The sequence below is a fragment of the Mariniflexile sp. TRM1-10 genome, from assembly GCF_003425985.1.
GTDB lineage: Bacteria > Bacteroidota > Bacteroidia > Flavobacteriales > Flavobacteriaceae > Mariniflexile.
The window spans coordinates 2,334,122-2,356,386 of the sequence record NZ_CP022985.1 but is presented as its reverse complement, the minus strand read 5'-3'; the positions used below and the strand labels follow the sequence as shown (position 1 = coordinate 2,356,386).

General features: G+C 35.4%; 12 protein-coding genes and 2 tRNA genes. 2 read left to right on the top strand and 12 right to left on the bottom strand.

The features are described 5' to 3' along the window. Positions 1-4: 4 nt before the first annotated feature. From CJ739_RS10030 to mutS, 12 genes are all read right to left on the bottom strand, one after another. The gene (locus CJ739_RS10030) at positions 5-970 is read right to left on the bottom strand and encodes a TolB family protein (protein WP_117174898.1); all 966 of its coding nucleotides are present in this window, start codon (positions 968-970) and stop codon (positions 5-7) included. Between the two features lie 103 nt (positions 971-1,073). Then, complete coding sequence (locus CJ739_RS10025; protein WP_117174896.1) at positions 1,074-2,180, bottom strand: DUF4960 domain-containing protein; 1,107 nt, start codon at positions 2,178-2,180, stop codon at positions 1,074-1,076. A gap of 13 nt (positions 2,181-2,193) precedes the next feature. Continuing rightward, positions 2,194-4,014, bottom strand: a complete 1,821-nt coding sequence (locus CJ739_RS10020) for an SGBP N-terminal domain-containing protein (RefSeq protein WP_117174894.1) — start codon at positions 4,012-4,014, stop codon at positions 2,194-2,196. A 30-nt stretch (positions 4,015-4,044) separates the two neighbouring features. Beyond that, complete coding sequence (locus CJ739_RS10015; RefSeq protein WP_117174892.1) at positions 4,045-5,748, bottom strand: RagB/SusD family nutrient uptake outer membrane protein; 1,704 nt, start codon at positions 5,746-5,748, stop codon at positions 4,045-4,047. A gap of 4 nt (positions 5,749-5,752) precedes the next feature. Beyond that, entirely contained in the window at positions 5,753-8,827 is a 3,075-nt protein-coding gene (locus tag CJ739_RS10010; RefSeq protein WP_117174890.1) for a SusC/RagA family TonB-linked outer membrane protein, read from the bottom strand. Between the two features lie 256 nt (positions 8,828-9,083). Beyond that, a complete protein-coding gene (locus tag CJ739_RS10005) occupies positions 9,084-11,312 on the bottom strand; it encodes a glycoside hydrolase family 32 protein (RefSeq protein WP_117174888.1) in 2,229 nt (742 codons plus the stop codon). Continuing rightward, complete coding sequence (locus tag CJ739_RS10000; protein WP_117174886.1) at positions 11,302-12,861, bottom strand: glycoside hydrolase family 32 protein; 1,560 nt, start codon at positions 12,859-12,861, stop codon at positions 11,302-11,304. Before CJ739_RS10000 ends, CJ739_RS10005 begins: the two co-directional genes overlap by 11 nt. A gap of 9 nt (positions 12,862-12,870) precedes the next feature. Next, positions 12,871-14,187 carry a sugar porter family MFS transporter gene (locus tag CJ739_RS09995; RefSeq protein ID WP_117174884.1) on the bottom strand — a complete coding sequence of 439 codons (1,317 nt, stop codon included), beginning with the start codon at positions 14,185-14,187 and terminating at the stop codon, positions 12,871-12,873. Positions 14,188-14,479: 292 nt separating this feature from the next. After that, a complete protein-coding gene (locus CJ739_RS09990) occupies positions 14,480-17,203 on the bottom strand; it encodes a substrate-binding domain-containing protein (protein ID WP_117174882.1) in 2,724 nt (907 codons plus the stop codon). Positions 17,204-17,648: 445 nt separating this feature from the next. Further along, positions 17,649-17,732 (bottom strand) — tRNA-Leu (locus CJ739_RS09985). A 54-nt stretch (positions 17,733-17,786) separates the two neighbouring features. Further along, positions 17,787-17,858: transfer RNA gene (locus tag CJ739_RS09980), tRNA-Gly, on the bottom strand. Between the two features lie 259 nt (positions 17,859-18,117). Continuing rightward, a complete protein-coding gene (gene mutS, locus CJ739_RS09975; protein WP_117178897.1) occupies positions 18,118-20,697 on the bottom strand; it encodes a DNA mismatch repair protein MutS in 2,580 nt (859 codons plus the stop codon). 347 nt (positions 20,698-21,044) lie between these two features. Between mutS and CJ739_RS09970 the strand changes: the two genes are divergently transcribed. Beyond that, positions 21,045-21,578: an RNA methyltransferase gene (locus tag CJ739_RS09970; protein ID WP_117174880.1), complete on the top strand. Its 534-nt coding sequence runs from the start codon at positions 21,045-21,047 to the stop codon at positions 21,576-21,578. 2 nt (positions 21,579-21,580) lie between these two features. Continuing rightward, complete coding sequence (locus tag CJ739_RS09965; protein WP_236951644.1) at positions 21,581-22,240, top strand: class I SAM-dependent methyltransferase; 660 nt, start codon at positions 21,581-21,583, stop codon at positions 22,238-22,240. Positions 22,241-22,265 lie beyond the last annotated feature (25 nt).

Below are 22,265 nucleotides of genomic sequence, written 5' to 3'. Positions count from 1 at the left end.
AGATTTAATTGCCTATACTATGTCTATGTATTAGGGATTTACTTCTATATTTTTTGAATATTTTAGTGCTAACCCAATAAATTAATGAGGGTCTGCTTGTATTTATCGATTCACGCCTTGTAAATAGAAAGTATTTACCATCTGGGGTTAAAGCTGGAGCCATTTCTATTCCAGAAGTGTTTATTTCGGGACCCATGTTCATTGGTTTTGTCCATTTTCCATCCTTATTGAAGGATATATATAAGTCACAGTGAACAATGTCCATATCTTTATCCTTAATCCCAAATCCACCAGGTCGATTTGAATGAAAAATTAGAAAACTTTCATCAGGTGCAATTAATGGGTCACTTTCGTGATAATCTGTATTAATAATTTCTGGAAGCTTTTCAAGGTCTTCTACTTTACCTCCCATATATTTTGCCTTATAAATATCACCATTCCATGCATTTGTGCCCTTTGCTCGTTCTGAGGCAAAATATATAACATCATCTTTTGCACAAGAGATATTCCACTCACTTGATATGCTGTTTACTAGTGTATCTAACCGATAAGGGCTACTCCAACCATCATCTAATTTATACCTATAAAATATATCTGAATGCCACCAGTTATTGCTTGGAGGCACCACAGCTGTAAAAAAAAATGTTTTACCGTCTTTAGAAAAACACGGTTCACCTTCAAAATCACTTTCAATTAGATTAAGAGTATCTTTTTTTTGAAGATTATCAGAAGAAACTTTTAGAAGCTTGGTTGGAAACCATTTATCAGTAGTTATTGTATAATATAATTCTGAGCCATCGTTTGAAAGTTCACAATATCCGACATGTTCATTATTTACATTTATAATATTTTTTGCAAACACCTTAGGTATTAAACCTGGAACATCTGAATCAAATTTTAAATAATTTGAGTTTGTCTTACAAGAAAAAAAACAAAGAACAATTGAAAAAAGAATAATAGATCTATTCATGTTATCTTGATTTTAATGTTTGTCAACGAGCAGTAAGAAAATGCATTTGCATAATTAAAAAAAGAACAGGCTGTAACAGCCCGTTCTTCAAACTAAATTCAAACTACTTATTACTTAAATAATCAATTGAATTTTTATAAACCTTCTGTACATTACTTAAATAAGGGTTATCGCGAGCATCATTCATACTCCATTCCATGCCACCAATACCAATGGTGATCATGTACCCTTTAAACCTTTCCCAAGGATTCCATACAACAATACCCGCAAATCCTTGTCCTTCAACTGCCCAATCCCATGCAGCAATTGGCTCTGCATTATAAAGGGAATTAAAAGTTGCATAAGGCGCAGATGTAATAGAGCCCAAATTCCATAAAGCATTATGATCTTCTTTATAACCTGAGTTAATAACATATGCTTTATTTGCATCATAGAAATCCAAACCATTAGAGATAATATTAGAAACAGGCGAGCCGCTAAAACCAATTCCCCATGTATCTGGATTAACTCCACCAGCACCAGTGCCAATAATATTTCTTAAGCCAGAAGTGTCTCTCCCTAATTCTTCAACCAAACCAGTTCCAAGTAAACCTGCTACTATTTTACCTCCTTGTACAAAAAATTTAGAAAGCACATTTAAGTTAGCTAACAGGGCAGCTGGTTGTGCTGATGAACCAACATTATCGTATACATATACAATAACATTGACACCATCTAAAGCGTCATCGGTTAACCCTTCATAAGAGACATAAACAAAATCACTTCCGTAAGTGGCTTGTGTCCATTCTGCTGCTGCTTTCACATCATCATCTGCAATATCTGCAATGGTTGCGCCGTCCCCTAGAAATGCAATTTTAGAAGGCAATAAAGTGGCATGAATGGTATAAACCCTATTAGAAACACCATTGCTTACCATGACTTCTACTGGATTATTTAAATCAAGATTGGAACCACTGGAAGGTAATATTGTAACGCCTTCGGGTGCTGTGGCTTCAAATAAAACAGAACTTAAATCTGTGTTTCCAACTAAACTTATATTTATTTTTCCAGCTAAATGATCTACTTCGGCACTTTTGTTATTAATTATTACATTTTCAACAATATTGAGAACTTCGGGACCATCCATATAGTTTTCTCGCTCGTCACACGATTGTAGTCCTATAAACAGGACTACAATTGCGATTATTTTTTTTATGATTACTTTTTTCATGATTATTTAATTTTTAATTATTTAGATAATCAATGATGTTAGAGGTAAGTAACTCTATATTACCTTGATAATCATTTACCCGGCCTTCATTGGAATCAAATTCATAACCTATTATACTATTTTCAAGCGTAATGATACGTCCAGCAAAATCCGTTGAAATATTGGTGTCATAGTTTGCTTCAACCGAAGCATTTGTTGGTAAAAATTCCACAGCACCATAACCAAATCCATCTGCAATGTGACGTAAGGTTCCTAATTTTACAGCATTTACAGTTTGTTCAAACAATAAAGCAGCATCTTGACCACAACATCCTGGAGATAAAATACCATCCATATGTTGCCACCAAATTAATCGTGCTTCCCGTGTACCGGAATTGTTTAAATAAAGCTCTCCGTCTCCATTAAAAGTTAATCCATTAAAAATAGGATGTCCTCTTCTATTTCCAGAATTATTTGAATCCCTTACACCTAATCCCCAAATATCATTCGCTGGTTTATCATAATCAACACAACCGCCAGCTGGAGCACAACCAAACTCTGTATATCGATAATTTCCTAATGCTCTATCTGCACTATAATCAGCAGGCATACGACCTAACACATGAATAAAAGATGTAGGATCTCCTGCTAAAAATAAATTACCCCCGCCTTTAACCCAATTGGTTAAAGCTATCGCTTGAGAAGCACCAGATTGCAGTTCAGTAGGCAATAAAGTCATCACATTGGTATCAGTAGCAAAATATTGTGTCCCCTCAGTAAGTGGTGTTAAATAATATAACATCACAACATTGGTATTAGCCAAAGCAGCTTCAGTAACATTTGCTATTTTAATATATGCAAAATCATTAGGGTATTGCGCTTTTAAATATTCTGCAGCCGCTTTTGCATCATCATCTTCTAGTGTATTAATACAATCTGCTTCTCCCAAAAAGACCACTTTTTGTGTAGAATTTGCTGAAACTATTGTTACTTGATATGTTTTGGTTAAACCTTCTTGATTTGTAACCGTGTAATTCACACTTCCTTGACTGAAATCTTGTGCTACTCCTGATGCAGGGGATACCGTTAGTTCTTCATTAGCTGTGATAATTGGAGCAACAGACGTTAAATCCGATCCTGCTGGAAGTATAATTGAAATTGTAGATGATGTATTGTTTATTATACCTGTTGCAGCACAAACATCTTCTGAAGTTGCAAATACATCTATTACAGGTGCCGCTAACTGTTTTACCGTTACAAAATAGGACTTACCTGTAAAGCCATCATTTGATAGCACAGTGTATTTTACAGGATTTGTAAAATCTAGCGACACACCAGATTGTGGTGTAGAAGTAGTACCTCCCGGAATGGTGTATTGAGGCGCTAAAGCTTTAATATTTTCCTCACTCCCTACAGTTATATCAATAGTGCCATTTGCTTGATCAATGACACCCACATTTTCACCTATAGAAAAAGTCATAATCATTGGGTCTCCAAAGGCAGCAACAGTTGCTGTATATTCTCTTGAAACACCATTATTGGTAATAGTAAATATAACGGGCCCTGTTGAGAAATCAACAGCACTACCAGAGGCTGGGTCTACAGTTGCTCCTTCAGGTAAAACCATATCTACAGCAACGTTAGATAAGTTCGATCCTGCTGGCAGTGTTGCAGTAATAACGCCATTGGTATGATTTATTGTTGCAGCTTGTCCATTGACATCAAATGACCTTATAATTGAATAGGTATAGTCTGGCACTTGGTCTTCAAAAGTGATTTCATCATTACAGCTTAATGTAACTGCGAATAGCATCCCTACAAATAGGAAAAAGCTAATTTTTAATATGTTTTTCATCTTAAATAGTTTTTAGTTTAATTGTTGATTTTAATACCCTGAACGTTGCTTGTAAACACCTCCCGTAGCGTCAATTTCTATCTGAGGAATTGGAAGGTACTCATCTCTACCAGCAGTAAATGAAGCACCACTATAATAGCTCCTTTTACCACTTTCGGTTAGCATATAATCATTAATCCAATTAGCGGCTTCTCCCCATCTTACTAAATCATAAAAATGATGTCCCTCGTTATGAAGCTCTAGCCTTCTTTCCATTCTCAGTGCTTTTCGGGCATAACCTTGTGTTATTCCTGTTGTTGGGTACAACTCGATGTCATAATTGGCAGCATCGATGGATGGATTATTAAAATCATAAACACGTGGCGAGTTTTTTGCTCTGTTACGAATTTGGTTTATGATGTTCATTCCAGTTTCCGTATCATTTAACTCAATAGCGGCTTCGGCTTTCCAAAGCATCACATCGCTTATCTTGATTATTGGCCAATCTAAAGCGCCTTTTGCCCATGGAAATCCTCCCGATGCTCTTAAATCTGAGTAAGGGTCTATTTGATTTTTCTTTCTTACGTAATATCCATAACTTGCAATATCTCTATTCCAGTTATCCTGCATTGGCATCCCTTGCCACTTTTTCCAAGTAATTCCTGGACGCCCAATGGAATGGTCTAACCTTGGATCTACTGGAGTCGTAATATCTCTTGGGATTAAGTCTGAACTATTATAAGTATCTAATAGTGGCAACCCACTTCCATCAACCTTAAAGGCATTAACTATGTTTTGTGAAGGTTTATCAAAATCATCGCCGTTTAGATAAGGATGATTGGTATCATCTGAAGGCGAATCTGGAGAATTTATTAAATTTCCAAAGTCGAGATTTCCAAATTCTGAACCATCATTGATGGAGTATTGAATAGCAAACACGTTTTCTTCGTTACCATAACCAGGTGCTGAATACAGTTTTTCCATATCATCAACCAACCTATAAGGACCTGCAATTACAAAATTGGCATTGGTTATAACATCTTCCCATTTATTTTGGAACAGTTTAGCTTTAGCCAAAAACGCATAAGCAACTAATTTGTTCACCCTTCCCAATTCAGGCTGTGAATTTGGCAACACTGGAATAGCGGCATTTAAATCGCCCTCTATTTTGCTCCATAAAAAGTTCGTATCAAATGAATTCTCTAATTTTGGTACCTGATCAATAGGTGTGTTTTCGTCTATATAAACGAAAGAACCGAAATTCTTCATTGCTTCAAAATAGAAATGCGCTCTTAAAACTTTTAGTTCTGCAATTCTTATTTCGCTATTAGCAAAGTCTGGGTTATTGTTTATAGCGGTTATAGCGCTATTGATTCGAAAAACAGAAAAGTAAATGGCCCTCCATAAATTATAAACATTTTCAGAAGAAGGAAACACTTGATGAATCTCGAGGGCATGCATCCCACCACCGGGATTATCACCAACGCCACCGCCGCCTTTATAAGCGTCTCCGCTTCTTATATCAGAGAAACACCAATTGGAAGGTGCATGGTCAAAAGGCCAGTTATCCCTAAACTCACCTGTATTGTATCTGTAATCCAAAGTACTGTATGCGCTTACAACTAATTGCTCTAAGTCTAAATTGTCTTCAGATATGACATTTTCAGGACTTACCTCTAAAAAGTCCTCTGAACACGATGCCATGCTTAACATGACAATCGTTACAGTTGCTAGTAATTTAATTTTTCTTATCATCTTTTTAAAATTGTAAGTTAAACCCTAAACTGAATGTTTTTGTGTGTGGATACACGCCCAATCCAGCAATTCCTATACCCGTCCTGCTTAACCCAGGAACCTCATAATCAAACCCTGTAAAAGAGGTGATATTTATTAAATTCTCAGCTTGTAGATACACCTTAGCTCTTGCTAGACCTATTTTGCTGATTTTTTCAGAATCAAAAGTGTATGAAACGCTTACATTTTTAAGTCTAAAAAACGAACCGTCCTCTATAAAATAAGTGGATGCTCTCCTTTGATCATTTGTGTCAGCAGTACTCAATGCAGGAATGGTTGAATTGGCATTGCTTGGTGTCCAAGCATCCAAAGTGTTTAAACCATGATTAAACCCGAAGTATGGGAAATCCAACATTTCTCTTTGAGCATTGTACATGTCGTTTCCTTGGCGACCATCAAAGAACAAACCAAGTTCCCAATTTTTATAAGAAGCAGATAAATTTATACCGTAGGTGAAGTCAGGATGTGGATTTCCAATAATGGTTCTGTCATCTTGATTAACAACACCATCGCCATTTAAATCACGGTATCTTATATTACCAAGAGCTTTACCTGTTTGTTCTGCATGAACTGCAACTTCTTCAGGGGTTCTAAACAGTCCATCTGCCACATAACCGAAATAAGATCCAATAGGATGTCCTGCGCCAGTATATGAAACGCCTTGTAGAATAAAATTATCGGCATTACTTAAACTGGTAACTTCATTTTTATAAGCAGAAAATGTTAAATCCAATCCAAAGTTAAAATCATTTTTAGTTTTGGAAGAATAACCTAAAACCACATCAATCCCTTTATTCACCATATCACCAGCGTTAAAGAATAAGGTACTTCCAGATTCCCCAAGTACTGCAGGCTGTATGGTTTGAAGTAATAAATCGGATGTTGTTTTTTCATAAACGTCAACAACAAGGTTTACCCGATTATCAAATAAATTAGCATCGATACCAACGTTAGTTTGATAAGACTGTTCCCACTTTAAATCTGGGTTACCAACTTGATTTGGTGAGACTCCTATATCAATACCTCCATTGCCACCACCAGACATATCATAATTACTATTTTCTATGGCCAATTGGTAAATGGAATATTGTGCATATTCTAAAATATCAGCATTTCCGTTGCCTCCCCAAGATGCTCTTAGTTTTAAATTATTGAAGACTTTCGAGTCTTTCATAAAGTTTTCATTACTGATTGTCCATCCAGCTGAAGCCGTTGGAAAAATACCGTAACGATTATTTTTGCCAAACCGAGAGCTTCCATCGCGACGAACACTTCCTGACGCGTAGTATTTATCTGAAAAGTCATAAGAAACTTTGGCAAATACAGATTCTCTTCTGCTATCTGCACCAATTCCGTAGGCATCTAAAATAGAATTATCAGCTATAATTTCGTATTGGTCTATGTTATCAAAGTCTACATCAGTTCCTAAAGGCACTTGTATTCTGGCAAAATCATTTTTTTGGTCTTTTCTATAGGTTTCATGACCAGCAAATGCATTTATGGTATGATTACCAAAATCTTTGTTATAGGATAATAAATTGGTAAAGATAAACACGTCCGATTCATTTCTGTTTCTGCCAAATCGCTGATAATCTTGACCATCATTTATAAAAATATTTCCTAAAATACTGCCATTTTGATTAAATGATGCGGTGTGTTCATCAAACTTAAAACTATTGTGATCGAAGTTAAATTTGGTACTAAACTGTAAGCCATCCATAATATTAACATCGGCATACACATTACCAAAGGTTCTCCATGTTTTTTGTACATTATCTTTATTGATGTACAAGATGGCCAATGGATTCCATTTATCTTGTAACCCTGCACCTGTAGGGCCTCCATAAGAGCCATCTTCTCCATAAAGTGGAATTAAAGGATTTTGTAACAAAGCATCTTCCATAGAGTTGCCTTTTACTTCTTGAAAGTTTGCAACAGTTAAATTTTCACCAATAGTTACTCTATCCTTGAATAGTTTAACACTGGAATTTAATCTTAAATTCATTCTTTCATAAAACGTGTAAGCGATAATACCTTCATCTTTAGCATAACCTAAACCAGAGAACAGGTTCCATTTGTCTGTAGCATACGAATATCCGAAATCAGTAGTAGTTGAAATGGAGTTTTTTGTAATCACATCCACCCAGTTCGTATTGGATAATCTTAAATTATTATTTGCATCTAAAAATTCAGGTAATTGTGTTCCTGGAGTATAAACAATATTTCCAGCAACAACTGGAACACCGCCATTTGCTGCATACCTAACGTTTAACCAGTCTTGTCCGCTCAAAACACTAAAATCTTCTCTTATAGTGTTTAGTGTTATACGGGAATCAAGGGTGATTTTTCTTGTTCCGCTTTTAGCCTGCTTGGTTGTTACAATAATAACACCTCTTGCTGCTTCAGTTCCATAAATACCCGCAGAAGCCGCATCTTTTAGTACTTGAATACTTTCAATATCGTTTGGGTTTAAACCTGCAGGGGTACTGGTTTGAACCCCATCAATTACCCATAGCGGCCCTGTGCCTCCAAATACCGATGTAAGACCACGAATGGATATCTGTGTGTCGTTACCACCAGGAACACCCGATGATGTTAAACTTAACCCGGGTACTTTTGATTGTAATTTTGAAATCACATTCGGGGTAGCCACTGCATTTAGTTCATCAACATCGACAACGGTTATTGCTCCCGTGATATCTTTCTTCCTTTCTGTGCCATAACCTGTGATAACCACAGCTTCTAATTGTGCTATGTCTTCCTGAAGCACCACATTGTAATTTGCACCGTTAGCCACCGTAACTTTAACAGGCTTGTAACCAACATAGGAAATAATTAAAATATCTCCTTGATTTGTCTCTAACTGATAGTGTCCATCAAAATCAGTTACTGTTCCATTGCTTGTCCCTTGTACTAGTACGGATGTACCTGGTAGTGGAAACCCATCACTTTCTGAAGTGATTATCCCTTCTACCTTTACCTTTTGTGCAAACGAGATATTTACAAACAAAAGCAAGCATATAAAAATTAGTTTATTCATTTGAATTAAAATTTTAGTTTAAGATTAGTAAAGTTTAGAGACTGTTTAAGTTTTATCCTTTGGTTCTTTTATGTGTCTTTTTCCGCCATACTTCAGCTATTTTTCGATCCATAGCTATGGCTATGAATCTCAAAATACCTTAGTCTGACAAAAAAATACCCTATAAAATATTCCAAAAACAAAATTTAAACAGTCTCTTAGTTTCATAGTTTTTGTTGTTTCATAGATTACATGTTAATTAGTTAGTTATTTAGTTTTAGTTGTTAATATTATATATTGTCACATCGGCTGTTGCGGTACCTCCAACGGCATATAGATCCACTCCTGTGGCATTGGTAAATGTTGGAAAAAATCGTCCTGTAAAATGGGCTTTACCATCAATAAAAACTTCTAGAACCGAGCCATCTATAAATAGCCTTACATTTATGGTTGCCCCTGGGGTTATGGCGTAACTCCCTTTTCTAATATCACGCCTTACCCTCGTGTCCAAAGATGATTTTGAGGCATCTAATACCCATTCTTGGTTAGCCATATCGTAGTACACTTTATAGAGCTCTTCACTATTAGGTGTTTTCCCAAAAACAAACCCTATTTGATTGGCACTTCCCGTATTGATAGCAGCCTCCATTTCAAAATGACGGCCGTTATAATTATTCAAATAATTAGAACCCCCATTTTGCAGGGATAACGCATTAAATTGAGTGGCATCACCACGTAGATTGTTTAAATTAGGATGCGGACTTATCAGTATATTATTGTTGGCATCTAAGTTCCAAACTTGGGGTACACTAAATAAATTAGCCCATCCTTGTTCCATTTGAAATTGGGCATTCACTTCGTCGGGAATGATGCCTATGGCCGTAATATTGCCATTTGTATCCGTAGTTACTGTTGGTGATAAAAATCCATTAACAACTTCTAAATTTTTAGCCTGTTCAAAATCTGGTGTAAATACACCATTATTAAATTCGCCAATCCAATAGGTTGTAATAGCAGGTGTTGCATCTGGTGTCTTTTGTATAAGTAACATCTCTTTTCCATTTGGAAACTCATACACCACTGGCATTTCCCAAAACTGCCCTTCTCCATTATTCTTTTGACCTTGGTATGCGATACCTCCATAAGTCCAATTATTAAAATCGGTACTACTATAATAAACCACATTACCTCCAATGGACGAAATACCACTACCAATTACCATGTGGTATCTACCATCTTTTTTCCAAACATACGGATCACGAAAATCCATATTAACATCATTTGGTGCTTTCGCTATAACAGGATTACTAGTGTCTTTGATTAATGTTTGATAATTATCAGTAGATGTTGCGATTCCCATACCTGCTTTTACACCATCAACTCCGGTGTAAACAACTGCTGGCGTCCCATCATTTAGGATTAAAGCACATCCAGACCAAATGCCGAAATGATCCCAACCTTCCGTTGGCCATAAAACGGCGTTTTGTTCATCCCAATGTATCAAATCCGTACTGGTGAAATGCCCCCAATTTTGTTGGGCTATCCCTAAAAACACATCGTTTTTCTGATAAAACATGTGGTATTTATTTCCTTGATAAATTAATCCGTATGATTCATTTGCCCAACCATAATCTGGTATAGGATGAAAAGTTGGTCTGTTGGTATCTGTAGAATAATCAATATTAAAAGCATAACTTACATGACTCGGAGCATTGTAATTACTTTTTATTTTGTTTACGTTATCTTGAGTCGCTTCTCCTGCATAAATTTTAATTTCATCTATAGCTCCAGAAAAATAATCAACATCATAGATTCCTAATTTTTCTCCCATGGTATTTTTACCGATACTTACAGGAATATTGTTTGTGGGCCATGTGATATTACCGGATGAAACAATAACTGTTTTAAGGGGGACATTGTTTAAATAGATGATGATGTATTTTTTTTCGGGACTCAATCCCACCACTATATGATTCCATTGGTTTCTTTCAATACTTTCTGAAGTAACCTGCTCTGAAACAGCACCATTAATATTATATTTGACTACAATTTGCCCAAACTTATTAATACCTATCATAACACCATTGAGAGCGCCTTGGGATGTTAATGCTAACATCGCTGCAGTTCCAATAGGGTAAGATTTTGGTGAAGCCCAAATAGACACTGTTAAATTTCTATTGGGCATCAAGTTGTTTGGCAAGACCCCTTCTACTTCATTGGAAAGTCCATCAAAAAACAAACTGTTCCCTTGAACACCTGGCATTCTATTTACTGCCGACCCTTTAATTTCAAAAGCATTACTTGTTTTGGTTTCTGTTGTGACATCTCCAGAGGTTTCATTAAATTTAAACTCGAAAACCTCTCTTAATTCATTGATAGGTGTCGGGCCTTGATCTGGTGGATTTAGATTATCATCGCTTTTACTACACGATAAGGCAGCAAAAAATATGAATACCAGTTTGCTAATTTTAAAGCTTGATTTGATAAATAGTTTACTAAATCGCATTTTTAATTTCTTTTAGGTTAAAATTTTCAATTTTTAAATCGGCACTTTGAAGCATCTCAAAATGCGTGTACTTCTCATTTGGAAATATTTGATTGGTCATCACATACTCACCATCATTAATAAATATTTCTATTGAAGACGCATCTAAAACTATTTTTATTGAAATCGTAACTTTTACCCCAATATTCATAGTCTGGAACGAACTCTTTAAAAAGTTCTCATTAAAATTCACCTGCCCAGAACCGGATCTATCCGTCGTGAATAATCCACTTGCTTTATCATAAGCAATCATGTATTTTTCTCCTTTGCTATTAGACAATGCTATTTTTAGGGACTCCTTTATTTCAGCATTAAATGAGATTTCACTTTGTTGGAGATTTTCATAACTAAATTTATATGGAAGCTCACCTGATATCTTATTTTTTTGGACCTCGGTTGTCAATTCATCAAAACCATCTATCAATTTGCTCCTTAAGTAATATTGACCGTTTTGTTTGTATATGGATAACTCTCTTGGAAGCGTCATCGTTCCACGCCAGAAATCAGTTGGTATTGTCATTGCATAGCTCCAATTATTCATCCAGCCCATAAAAATTCGTTTATTATTAGGGGAATTATTATAAGTTACGCCAGCATAATTATCGGTTCCATAATCTAACCATAAACTTGTTTTTTGATTGGTAGTAAATGTTGTACCATCAAAATCCCCAATAAAATAACGTGTACCAGAACCTCCATTCGGAGCACTTTCTCCACCATGACTAATAATTAACACCCACTTTTGCTCTTTACTTCCTTCAACATGTAACTTAAAAAGGTCTGGGCATTCCCAAACACCCAGCGGTGGGTTATCATTGAATCTAAACTCACTAATTTTTTTCCAATCCCTAATATTTGATGATTCATAAAATTGAACATGATCCTTAACGACCAATACTAATTGCCACTTCGATTTTTCTTCATTCCAGAACATTTTAGGATCTCTAAAATCCTTAATACCCGGATTTTTAATAACAGGATTTTGTTCATATTTTGTCCAAGTTTCACCTTCATCATTGCTGTAAGCTATTCCTTGTGTTTGATAATCAATATTTCCAGCTTTTTCCTTAATGGGATCGTGGTAAGTAAATATGGCTACCATGGCATCTTTACCAAAGCCTGCTGTGTTGTTTTTATCAATTACGGCACTTCCAGAAAAAATATATCCTAAACTATCAGGGTACAATGCAATTGGTTTACGTTCCCAATGTAAAAGGTCTTTACTTGCGGCATGTCCCCAATGGATAGGTCCAAATACAGTAGTGTTTGGATGGTGTTGATAAAACAAATGGTACGTTCCATTATAATATACCATACCGTTTGGATCGTTCATCCATGCCTCTTTGGGCGTAAAATGAAAGTTTGGACGGTACAGCTCTTCTTCCGTATGGGATAATACGTTTACAGTGCTGTCCGTGTTTTTATTGTTTTGGACTTTATCCTTACATCCGGTAAGTAAGAACAAAACCATAAGCATTAGAATGGGATTGGTTTTTCTTAAGGTTTTCATTTATTTATCTTATTTGATTAGTTTTTTGCTTAATTCCTCTAGGGATATGCCCTTGGTTTCCGGCATCATAAAAATCACGAACAGCAATTGGAACGCCATCATTATGGTAAAGAACAGAAATACCATACCTGCCCCAATAGTTGAGAACAGGACGGGGACCAAAGAAGGGACGACGGCCGCCAATACCCAATGTACCGAGCTACCGAATGATTGCCCGTAGCCCCGTAAATGGTTTGGGAAGATCTCTGAAATGAACACCCATATAACGGTGCCCTGCCCAATGGCATGTGCGGCTATGAACATGAACAGGAATATGGGCATAAAGCTTCCTTCCCAATTGAAAAAGAACGCTGCCGAAACCAACGATAGGGATATGATGTAACCAAAGGAGCAGATGTACATCAGTTGTTTTCTTCCCAACCTGTCGATCAGGAAAATGCCCAAAAGCGTAAAGAGCATGTTGGTTACCCCGACGCCTATACTGCTCAATAGTGCTGAGCTTTCCGCCAGGCCCGCTTCCGTTAAAATCCTGGGCGCGTAATAAAGCAGCGCATTGATCCCTGATAACTGATTGAAAAATGCCATGAGGAATGCCAAGATCAGTGGGAATCTATACTTCTTCAGGAATATGTTTTCATTGGGTACCATGTTGTCCATTTCATCCTTGATCTCCAGCATGAGCTTTTCAGGATCTTGATCTGGACTTATTATTTGAAGCACTTTTTTGGCTTCGTAGTTTCTGAATTTGGTAAGCAGCCATCTGGGGCTTTTTGGAACAGTTAAAACAAACACGGTGTAAAAAGCGGCAGGAAAGGCCTCCACGCCTACCATCCAGCGCCATGCGTTCTCTCCGATGTCATTTAACAGGTAGTTTGATAAAAAGGCTATAAGGATTCCAAATACGATGTTGAACTGGTAAAGGCCAACTAGCTTACCTCTGTCTTTTGCGGGAGCGATTTCTGAAATGTATGCAGGAGCCGCGATTGTTGATGCACCTACGCCCAGTCCCCCAATGAACCTAAAAAACGCAAACGTCCAAGGGTCATTGGCAAAAGCGGACCCTACTGCGGATATGGTATATAGTACACCTATCCATATTAAAGTATTTTTACGCCCTATTCTATTAGTGGGAATCCCACCGAAAAAAGCCCCTACGACCGTGCCCCAAAGTGCCATGCCTATTACGACAACGCCATGGAACATATCGGAAGAGCCCCATAATAGTTGTAGTTTTTTTTCAGCGCCCGAGATAACTACGGTGTCAAAGCCAAATAGGAAACCTGCAAGTGCTGCAGTAATGGACCAGATAAGTATCTTTCTGTTCATTGCGTGGTGGTGTATTTAGTTTAGTCTACGCAATGTATAGGGAAAGAACAGATTTGTAATTTAGATTTGTTTCAAAAGAATTTGATTTTGTTCTAAAAAAAATAAACTCAAATAACTATCACATAATCAGTTATTTGAGTTGAAAAAATATATTTTTTAAAAATATTATTTTTTAAAAATGTTACATGTTTTTTTAAAATTCTAACAACGGTTGCATATAGAATTAATAAAAGTTCATATGCTTTCTATTTTATAAAGCAACAACGGTATTTCTATTAAACATACAGACACTTTAGTTGTTGTCCCGATAAGATTTAGGAGGTTTATTAAATTTATTCTTGAAGCTTGTTGAAAAATAACTAGGAGAAGAAAAACCTGTAGCAAAAGCTATTTCAGAAATCGTTAGCATGGTTTCATCTAGCATCACTTTCGCTTTTTCCAATCGAATATTCTGAATATAGTCACTAATATTAATTCCTAAAATCGCTTTCATTTTTCTATATAACTGTATTCTGGAAATATTCATTTCCTCCGCCATTTGTTCTACCGAAAAACTAGAATTATCCAGGTTCTTATTGATGATTTTATTAACTTTTGAAATAAAATCTTGCTCAAACAACCCAAAGCCATGGTCATTATCGAGTTTATAAATATTATTAATATAGTAATAGCGAAGTTTTTCTCTATTGTATAACAAAGATTTTATTGATTGTAATAAAATAGCAAAACTAAACGGCTTGGTTAAATATTGATCTGCTCCAGACTGCAGACCTTGAATATAAGATTCTTTGCTACTTTGTGCAGTAAGTATAATATTTGGAATATGGGAAGTCCTTAAATCGTTTTTCAATATTTTACAAATTTCAAATCCGTTCTTATCTGGTAAATTCACATCACAAATAATAATGTCTGGAATAATTTCCAATGCCTTTTCTATCGCATCTGTACCATCAGAACAACTAACTTGATATTCTATAGATAATTTCCCTTGTAAATAGTGCACTAAATCTGAGTTGTCTTCAATTAGTAAAACGGAATGCCGTTCTTCATTACTTTCTTGACTTTCTTGATTAAATGAATCTTCCTCATAATCATGTTTAAAATTAAAAATAGAATCATCAACAATATCGGGCTCATAAATAATTTCTTCAGAACTTAAATGACTGTCTCCTTTATGCAAAGTCACTATGAATTCTGTGCCGTGTTTCGAGACAACTTCAATAGTTCCATTATGAAGTTCCACAAATTCCTTTGAAAGGTGTAGTCCGATTCCAGAACTGGATTTATTATTATTTGAACCCTGATAAAAAGCCTTAAAAACATTATCTATTTCTTTACTGGGAATACCTATTCCAGAATCTTTAAAATGAATTTTTACAACATTGCTTTCTGCTTCATCTTTAATATCAATTTGTATGGTGCCATTATTTGGAGTGAACTTAAATGCATTGGATAGCAAATTAAAATATACTTTATCCATGAGGTTTCTATCTAAATAAACCTTTAAATCCTTATTATTGGTGTTAATTGAAAATTTAATATTTCGCTTTTGGGCTTCGCGTTCAAAATCATTAAAAATAAGATTAGAAAATTCAAATAAATTGGTTTCCGATGCTTTTAAATTAAATTTTTGGCTTTCAATTTTTCTAAAATCGAGTAATTGATTAATTAAACGCAATAATCTTTTTGAGTTATTGAATATTAAGGCAACATCTCTTAAAAGCTTATTTTCTTTTATAGCTTTATTTTCAGACATTGATTCAATAGAAGACAAAATAAGTGTAATAGGGGTTTTAAATTCATGCGATAAACCTGTAAAGAAATTGTCTTTGGCTTCATTACTCTTTTCAACCTCCTTTGCTATTTTTTTAATTTGGTTTCTCTGAATGGTAATCTTTTGATTTTGAAGTTCTAACTCGCGTTTTTTCTTTTTTAATTTGAAAGAGAAATAAACACTATAAGACGCAAAAATTATGGTAGTAATTAAAAGCCCTAATAATAATTTTAATGTATTTTTTTGAGATGAATATGTTTTTTGTTGTTCAATGATTTTGTTTTGTTGATTTTTAATGTCAGTTTGATGCTTGTGAATTTTGTCATACTGATTCTTCATCATTTCAGCATTTCTACTGTCAATTACAGTCGTATTTAAGATGGTATTTTTTGGGACTTCCTCGTTGTGAACAATTTTCCTTGCCAATTTAATGGATTCATCACCACCTGTTGGATACAATATGCTGGCTTTCAAAATGCCTTCTTGAACTAACTGGATGCCGTTACCCTTCCCATATAAACCATCAACACCTATAAAATCAATATCCTTTTCTACGCCTTTAGATTTTGCAATTTTCCATGCATCATATGCAATAATATCATTAAATGCATACACATAATGAATTGGAGTTACATCTAAAGAATCAAAAATTTGAGCTATTCTCTTAATATCTCCTACTTTAAAACTATAAGGAACATTTATATTAGGATCATTATCTACAATTTGATGAAACCCTAAATGCCGTTCAACTTCAGGAGAAGCCTGACCATGCCCCATAATTTCAATGACATTGATATTTTTTTTATCTGAAGAAGCAATATAATTTCCCGCATTTCTTCCTACCTCCAGATTATCGGCGCCAACAAAAGCTGTAAATTTTTCAGAATTAATTTTTCTATCAACAATAATGATAGGAATTCCTTTGTCGAAAGCACTTTCTATTACCGGTACAAGAGGCTCTGGTTCTGCTGGAGAAATAATTATCACATCAAATTCATTTTCTATCATAAATTCAATTTGTGATTTCTGTATTTCAATATCACCATTTGATTGAAAAATGGTTAAGTCCAATTCAGAATATAATGACGCTTCCACTTGCATTTCATAATCCATAGCTTTTCGCCAATCATCTTTACTTATGCATTGGGAAAAGCCTACTTTATATGTCTTCTCATCAGTGTTCGAACATGAAAAAACAAATATTATATATACTACAAATAAAAACTTACTGTATTTTATCATTTTATTAAAAAATATAATTAAAAATCAATGTTCGTTTTATCAAAAATAATCTTTTTTATATCTAACTCATTTAAATAAAATCATTAGTGTTTGATTAAAGATTTGAGACTACTTCTCTAAAAGAAAATAGAAAATAGATTATAGACGATAGACTAAATGACGACACGTTGATGTTCAAATGTATTTTTGTATGCCTGTTTTAATACATGACAAAAAACAAGACCACAAATCAGTAGCCTCTTTAAAGAGCTATTATCACTGTAATTGTTGAATCGTTTAATTGTTTAATTGTTATTGGGTGTTGACTACAAACTATTGGCTAATTTACTAATGACTAACTTTTTTGATGTTGATTCGTTGATTTGGTTATTTGAAGATCGAAATGTTGTACTTATGTTGTACCTGAATAAAAAAAGCCTTTACAAGAAATCTTGTAAAGGCTTTGTACTGAGGACGGGACTTGAACCCGTACAGCCTAATGGCCATTGGATTTTAAGTCCAACGTGTCTACCAATTCCACCACCTCAGCATACTTTCGATGGCGTTAAGCACATCTACTTGGTATATTTTAAGAAAGTTTCAGAGCGAAAGACGGGATTTGAACCCGCGACCCTCACCTTGGCAAGGTGATGCTCTACCCCTGAGCTACTTTCGCAATTTTTTAAGAACGTGCAATATCGCTATTGCGGATGCAAATTTAAAATATTTCTTCTAAAACCAAAGCCTTTTATTAAAATAAATGAAATTATTTTTAGAGCCTGTTTAAATTTGTATGATTGGATCATCTATAGGTCATTTTTGATGCAAAATGAGGCGAAATCGAAGATAATGGCAGGACCATTTGATGAGGTTTCAGCGAAATTAGGCGCAAAAAGGGGCATAGAAAAACAATTGATATAAATTTAAACAGGCTCTTAAGCTCGTTTTTTCTTTACCAACATACGTTTAATTTCGTTTAGCTTCATTAAAGCTTCAACAGGCGTAAGTGTATCAATATCAATATGCAATATCTCGTCTTTTATGTTTTCCAGCAACGGATCGTCTAAGTTAAAAAAGCTTAGCTGCATGTCATCAGTGAGTGTTTTTACCTTATCGGTAAGTTCTTCACTGGAATGCGATTTCTCTAATTTCTTCAAAATGGCATAGGCACGATGCAAAACTTGCTGTGGCATGCCTGCCATTTTTGCAACATGGATACCAAAACTATGCGCACTGCCACCTTCAACCAATTTTCTAATAAAAAGCACATTATCTTTCAGTTCTTTTACCGAAACATTATAGTTTTTAATACGGCCAAACGTTTCGGTCATTTCATTAAGTTCGTGGTAATGGGTAGCAAACAATGTTTTTGGTTTTGCCGGATGCTCGTGTAAATACTCGCTAATGGCCCACGCAATGGAAATACCATCATAGGTACTGGTGCCACGGCCAATTTCATCAAGCAACACCAAACTTCTATCGGAAATATTATTCAAAATAGAAGCGGTTTCATTCATTTCCACCATAAAAGTCGATTCGCCCATCGAAATATTATCACTGGCTCCTACTCTGGTAAAAATTTTATCAACCAAACCGATTCTAGCTGCTCTTGCCGGTACAAAACTTCCCATTTGAGCCAACAACACAATAAGGGCGGTTTGACGTAATATAGCCGATTTACCAGACATATTTGGTCCCGTAATCATGATGATTTGCTGATTGGTTCTATCTAAAAATACATCATTGGCTATGTACGCTTCGCCAATAGGTAATTGTTTCTCTATGACGGGATGGCGTCCGTCTTTAATTTCTAAATCGTGTGATTCATCAATAACGGGATACACATAATTATTATCTGTCGCCAACTGGGCAAATCCGCACAAACAATCTAACTGTCCAATTAAATAGGCATTTTGTTGTACTGGTTTTATGTATTGGTTCATCCAAGTAACCAATTCTGCAAATAACTGCTGCTCTATCGCCAATATTTTATCTTCGGCGCCTAGAATTTTAGTTTCGTATTCTTTAAGCTCTTCGGTAATATAGCGTTCTGCATTAACCAGTGTCTGCTTTCGTATCCAGCTTTCCGGCACTTTATCTTTATGTGTATTGCGTACTTCAATATAATAGCCAAATACATTATTGGAATCTATTTTTAAAGAGGTGATGCCCGTGCGTTCGCTTTCCCGTTGTAGCATCTTATCTAGATACTCTTTTCCGGATTTTGACAAGCCTCTTAATTCATCCAATTCTGAAGAAAACCCCGCTGCAATGGTATGTCCTTTTAACGCATTAACAGGTGCATCCTCATTAAGCATTTCTTTAATTTTCGCCCTTAGCTCATCACAACCTTGAAGCGTATCGCCAATAATTTTTAAGGATTCATTATCACAATGACTCGCCAAAGACTTTATCGGCACAATAGCTTCCAACGAGTTTTTAAGCTGAATCACCTCACGTGGATTCACCTTAGCCGTCGCTACTTTAGAAATCAGCCGTTCCAAATCACCAATATGTTTGATATGATTCTGGACTTTTTGAAGCGTACTATTTTCTTTCGTTAAAAAGTGAACTACTTCATGGCGCTGCTTTACTTTATCGATACTTTTTAGAGGCAATGCCAGCCAACGTTTTAGCAAGCGTCCACCCATAGGCGATATGGTTCTATCGATAATATTTAATAGCGTTACCGCATTATTATTGGTAGAATTATAAAGTTCTAAATTCCTAATGGTGAATTTATCCATCCACACATAAGCTTCTTCAGAAATTCTAGATATTGAGGTTATATGCTGAAGTTTATTATGCTGCGTTTCCCCTAAATAATGAAGAATGGCCCCCGATGCAATAATACCCTCATACAAATCCTCAATACCAAAGCCTTTAAGCGTTTTTGTGTTGAAATGTTTTATAAGCGTTTCGTAGGCATAATCGGTTTGATATACCCAATCTTCCATATAGAACGTATGGAAATCTTTCCCAAAGGTGTCGTTAAAAAGTGTTCGTTTTTGTTTGGAAACCAACACCTCACTCGGGTTGAAATTCTGCAGTAACTTATCAATATATTCGGCATTCCCTTGCGATGTTAAAAACTCGCCTGTAGAAATATCTAAAAATGAAATACCTATATGTTTTTTATCAAAATAAACCGAACATAAAAAGTTATTGGATTTTGATACCAACACCTCATCATTAAATGCCACTCCAGGCGTCACCAATTCGGTAACCCCACGTTTTACAATGGTTTTTGTTTGTTTCGGGTCTTCCAATTGGTCGCAAATAGCAACACGCTCACCTGCTTTAACCAGTTTTGGCAAATAGGTGTTTATAGAATGGTGCGGAAAACCCGCCAATTCAATTTCACTCTCGCTACCAGCACCACGCTTGGTTAAAATAATGCCCAAAATACCAGCTGCCTTAACAGCGTCTTCCCCAAAGGTTTCGTAAAAATCGCCCACACGAAACAACAGTAAAGCATCAGGGTACTTTGCTTTGATAGCATTGTATTGTTTCATTAACGGGGTTTCTTTTTTTGCCAAGGTCAAGTGGTTTTTTAATGTTATTTTTGCTAAAAATGCAAGATTGCTAATGTAGCATTATTTTGATTTTTTTTGAAATTGAACTAATAGAAGTTATTTACAATTATTAACAATTTATTGATGTTAGGATAGCCACGGATACATGAATATTATTTTGGTTTTATTAATTCAGTATGTGTTGTAAGATGATAGAACGATAGAACCCTCAAGGAAACAAATAGGTTTTTATCGATAATTAATGATAAATATTTGTGTATTCGTGGCAGAAAAACATTTAAAGATGGGATTCCCGCCTTCGCGGGAATGATAAAAAGAACTTTTTTATGCGAAAACTAAAAAACAGCGAATTAGACCGATTGAGCGTCAACGACTTTAAGCAGGTTACCAAAACACCGCTCATCATCATTCTCGATAATATAAGAAGCCTAAATAATATTGGCTCGGTATTCCGTACCAGCGATGCATTTTTAATCGAAAAAATTTATTTGTGCGGCATCACCGCCACACCACCACATAAAGACATTCATAAAACCGCCTTGGGAAGTACCGAAACCGTTGCTTGGGAATATGTTGAAAGCACAAAAGCATTGGTTGAAAAATTAAAAACTGAAGGCGTAAAAATCTGTTCCATCGAACAGGCAGAAAACGCCACCATGTTAAACGACTTCACACCCAATCCACAGACAACATACGCCTTGGTTTTTGGCAATGAAGTAAAAGGAGTTGCCCAAGAGGTGGTGAGTGCTAGCGATTTGGTGATTGAAATTCCGCAATACGGCACCAAACATTCGTTGAATATTTCGGTGAGTGTTGGAGTGGTTGTTTGGGATTTGTTTAGTAAAATTTCCAAAAACTAGAGGTGGACAAAAAACCAAAACAACCTTGGCCTACTAAAGACGTAATGACCCAAATTTATGACATGAAACTTTGGGGTGGAAAAGACTTCGATTTTTATTCTGGAAGTGGCTCTCATAACTTCGAAATAACAAAACCCTATTTAGATGTTTTAATTACTTTTTTAGAAGCTAATAACAAATCTTTAATTGTTTGCGATTTAGGTTGTGGCGATTTTAACATCGGAAAACACCTTACCAAATACACTAAAAAATATTACGCTATTGATATTGTTGAAAGCCTGATTGACAGAAACAAAAACATCTTTAAAGAAGCCAACTTAGAATTTCATTGTTTGGATATTGCAAAAGATGAACTTCCATATGCAGACTTCATTATATTACGCCAAGTTTTGCAGCATTTATCTAACATAGAAATACAAAACGTTGTTAAAAAATTAGAAATTTATAAATACATTATTTTAACTGAACATGTGCCTTTTGGAAACTTTACCCCAAACAAAAATATTATTTTCGGACAAGGCATTCGATTAAAACAAAATAGCGGCGTAAATTTACTTGAAGCACCTTTCCGTTTAAAAATTAAAGAAGAAACTATTTTAAATGAGCATATACTAGAAAACAACAAAGGACGTATTGTTACTACGTTATACAACCTGTTTTAAAGTTTAGTTTTTCTAAAAAAAAGAT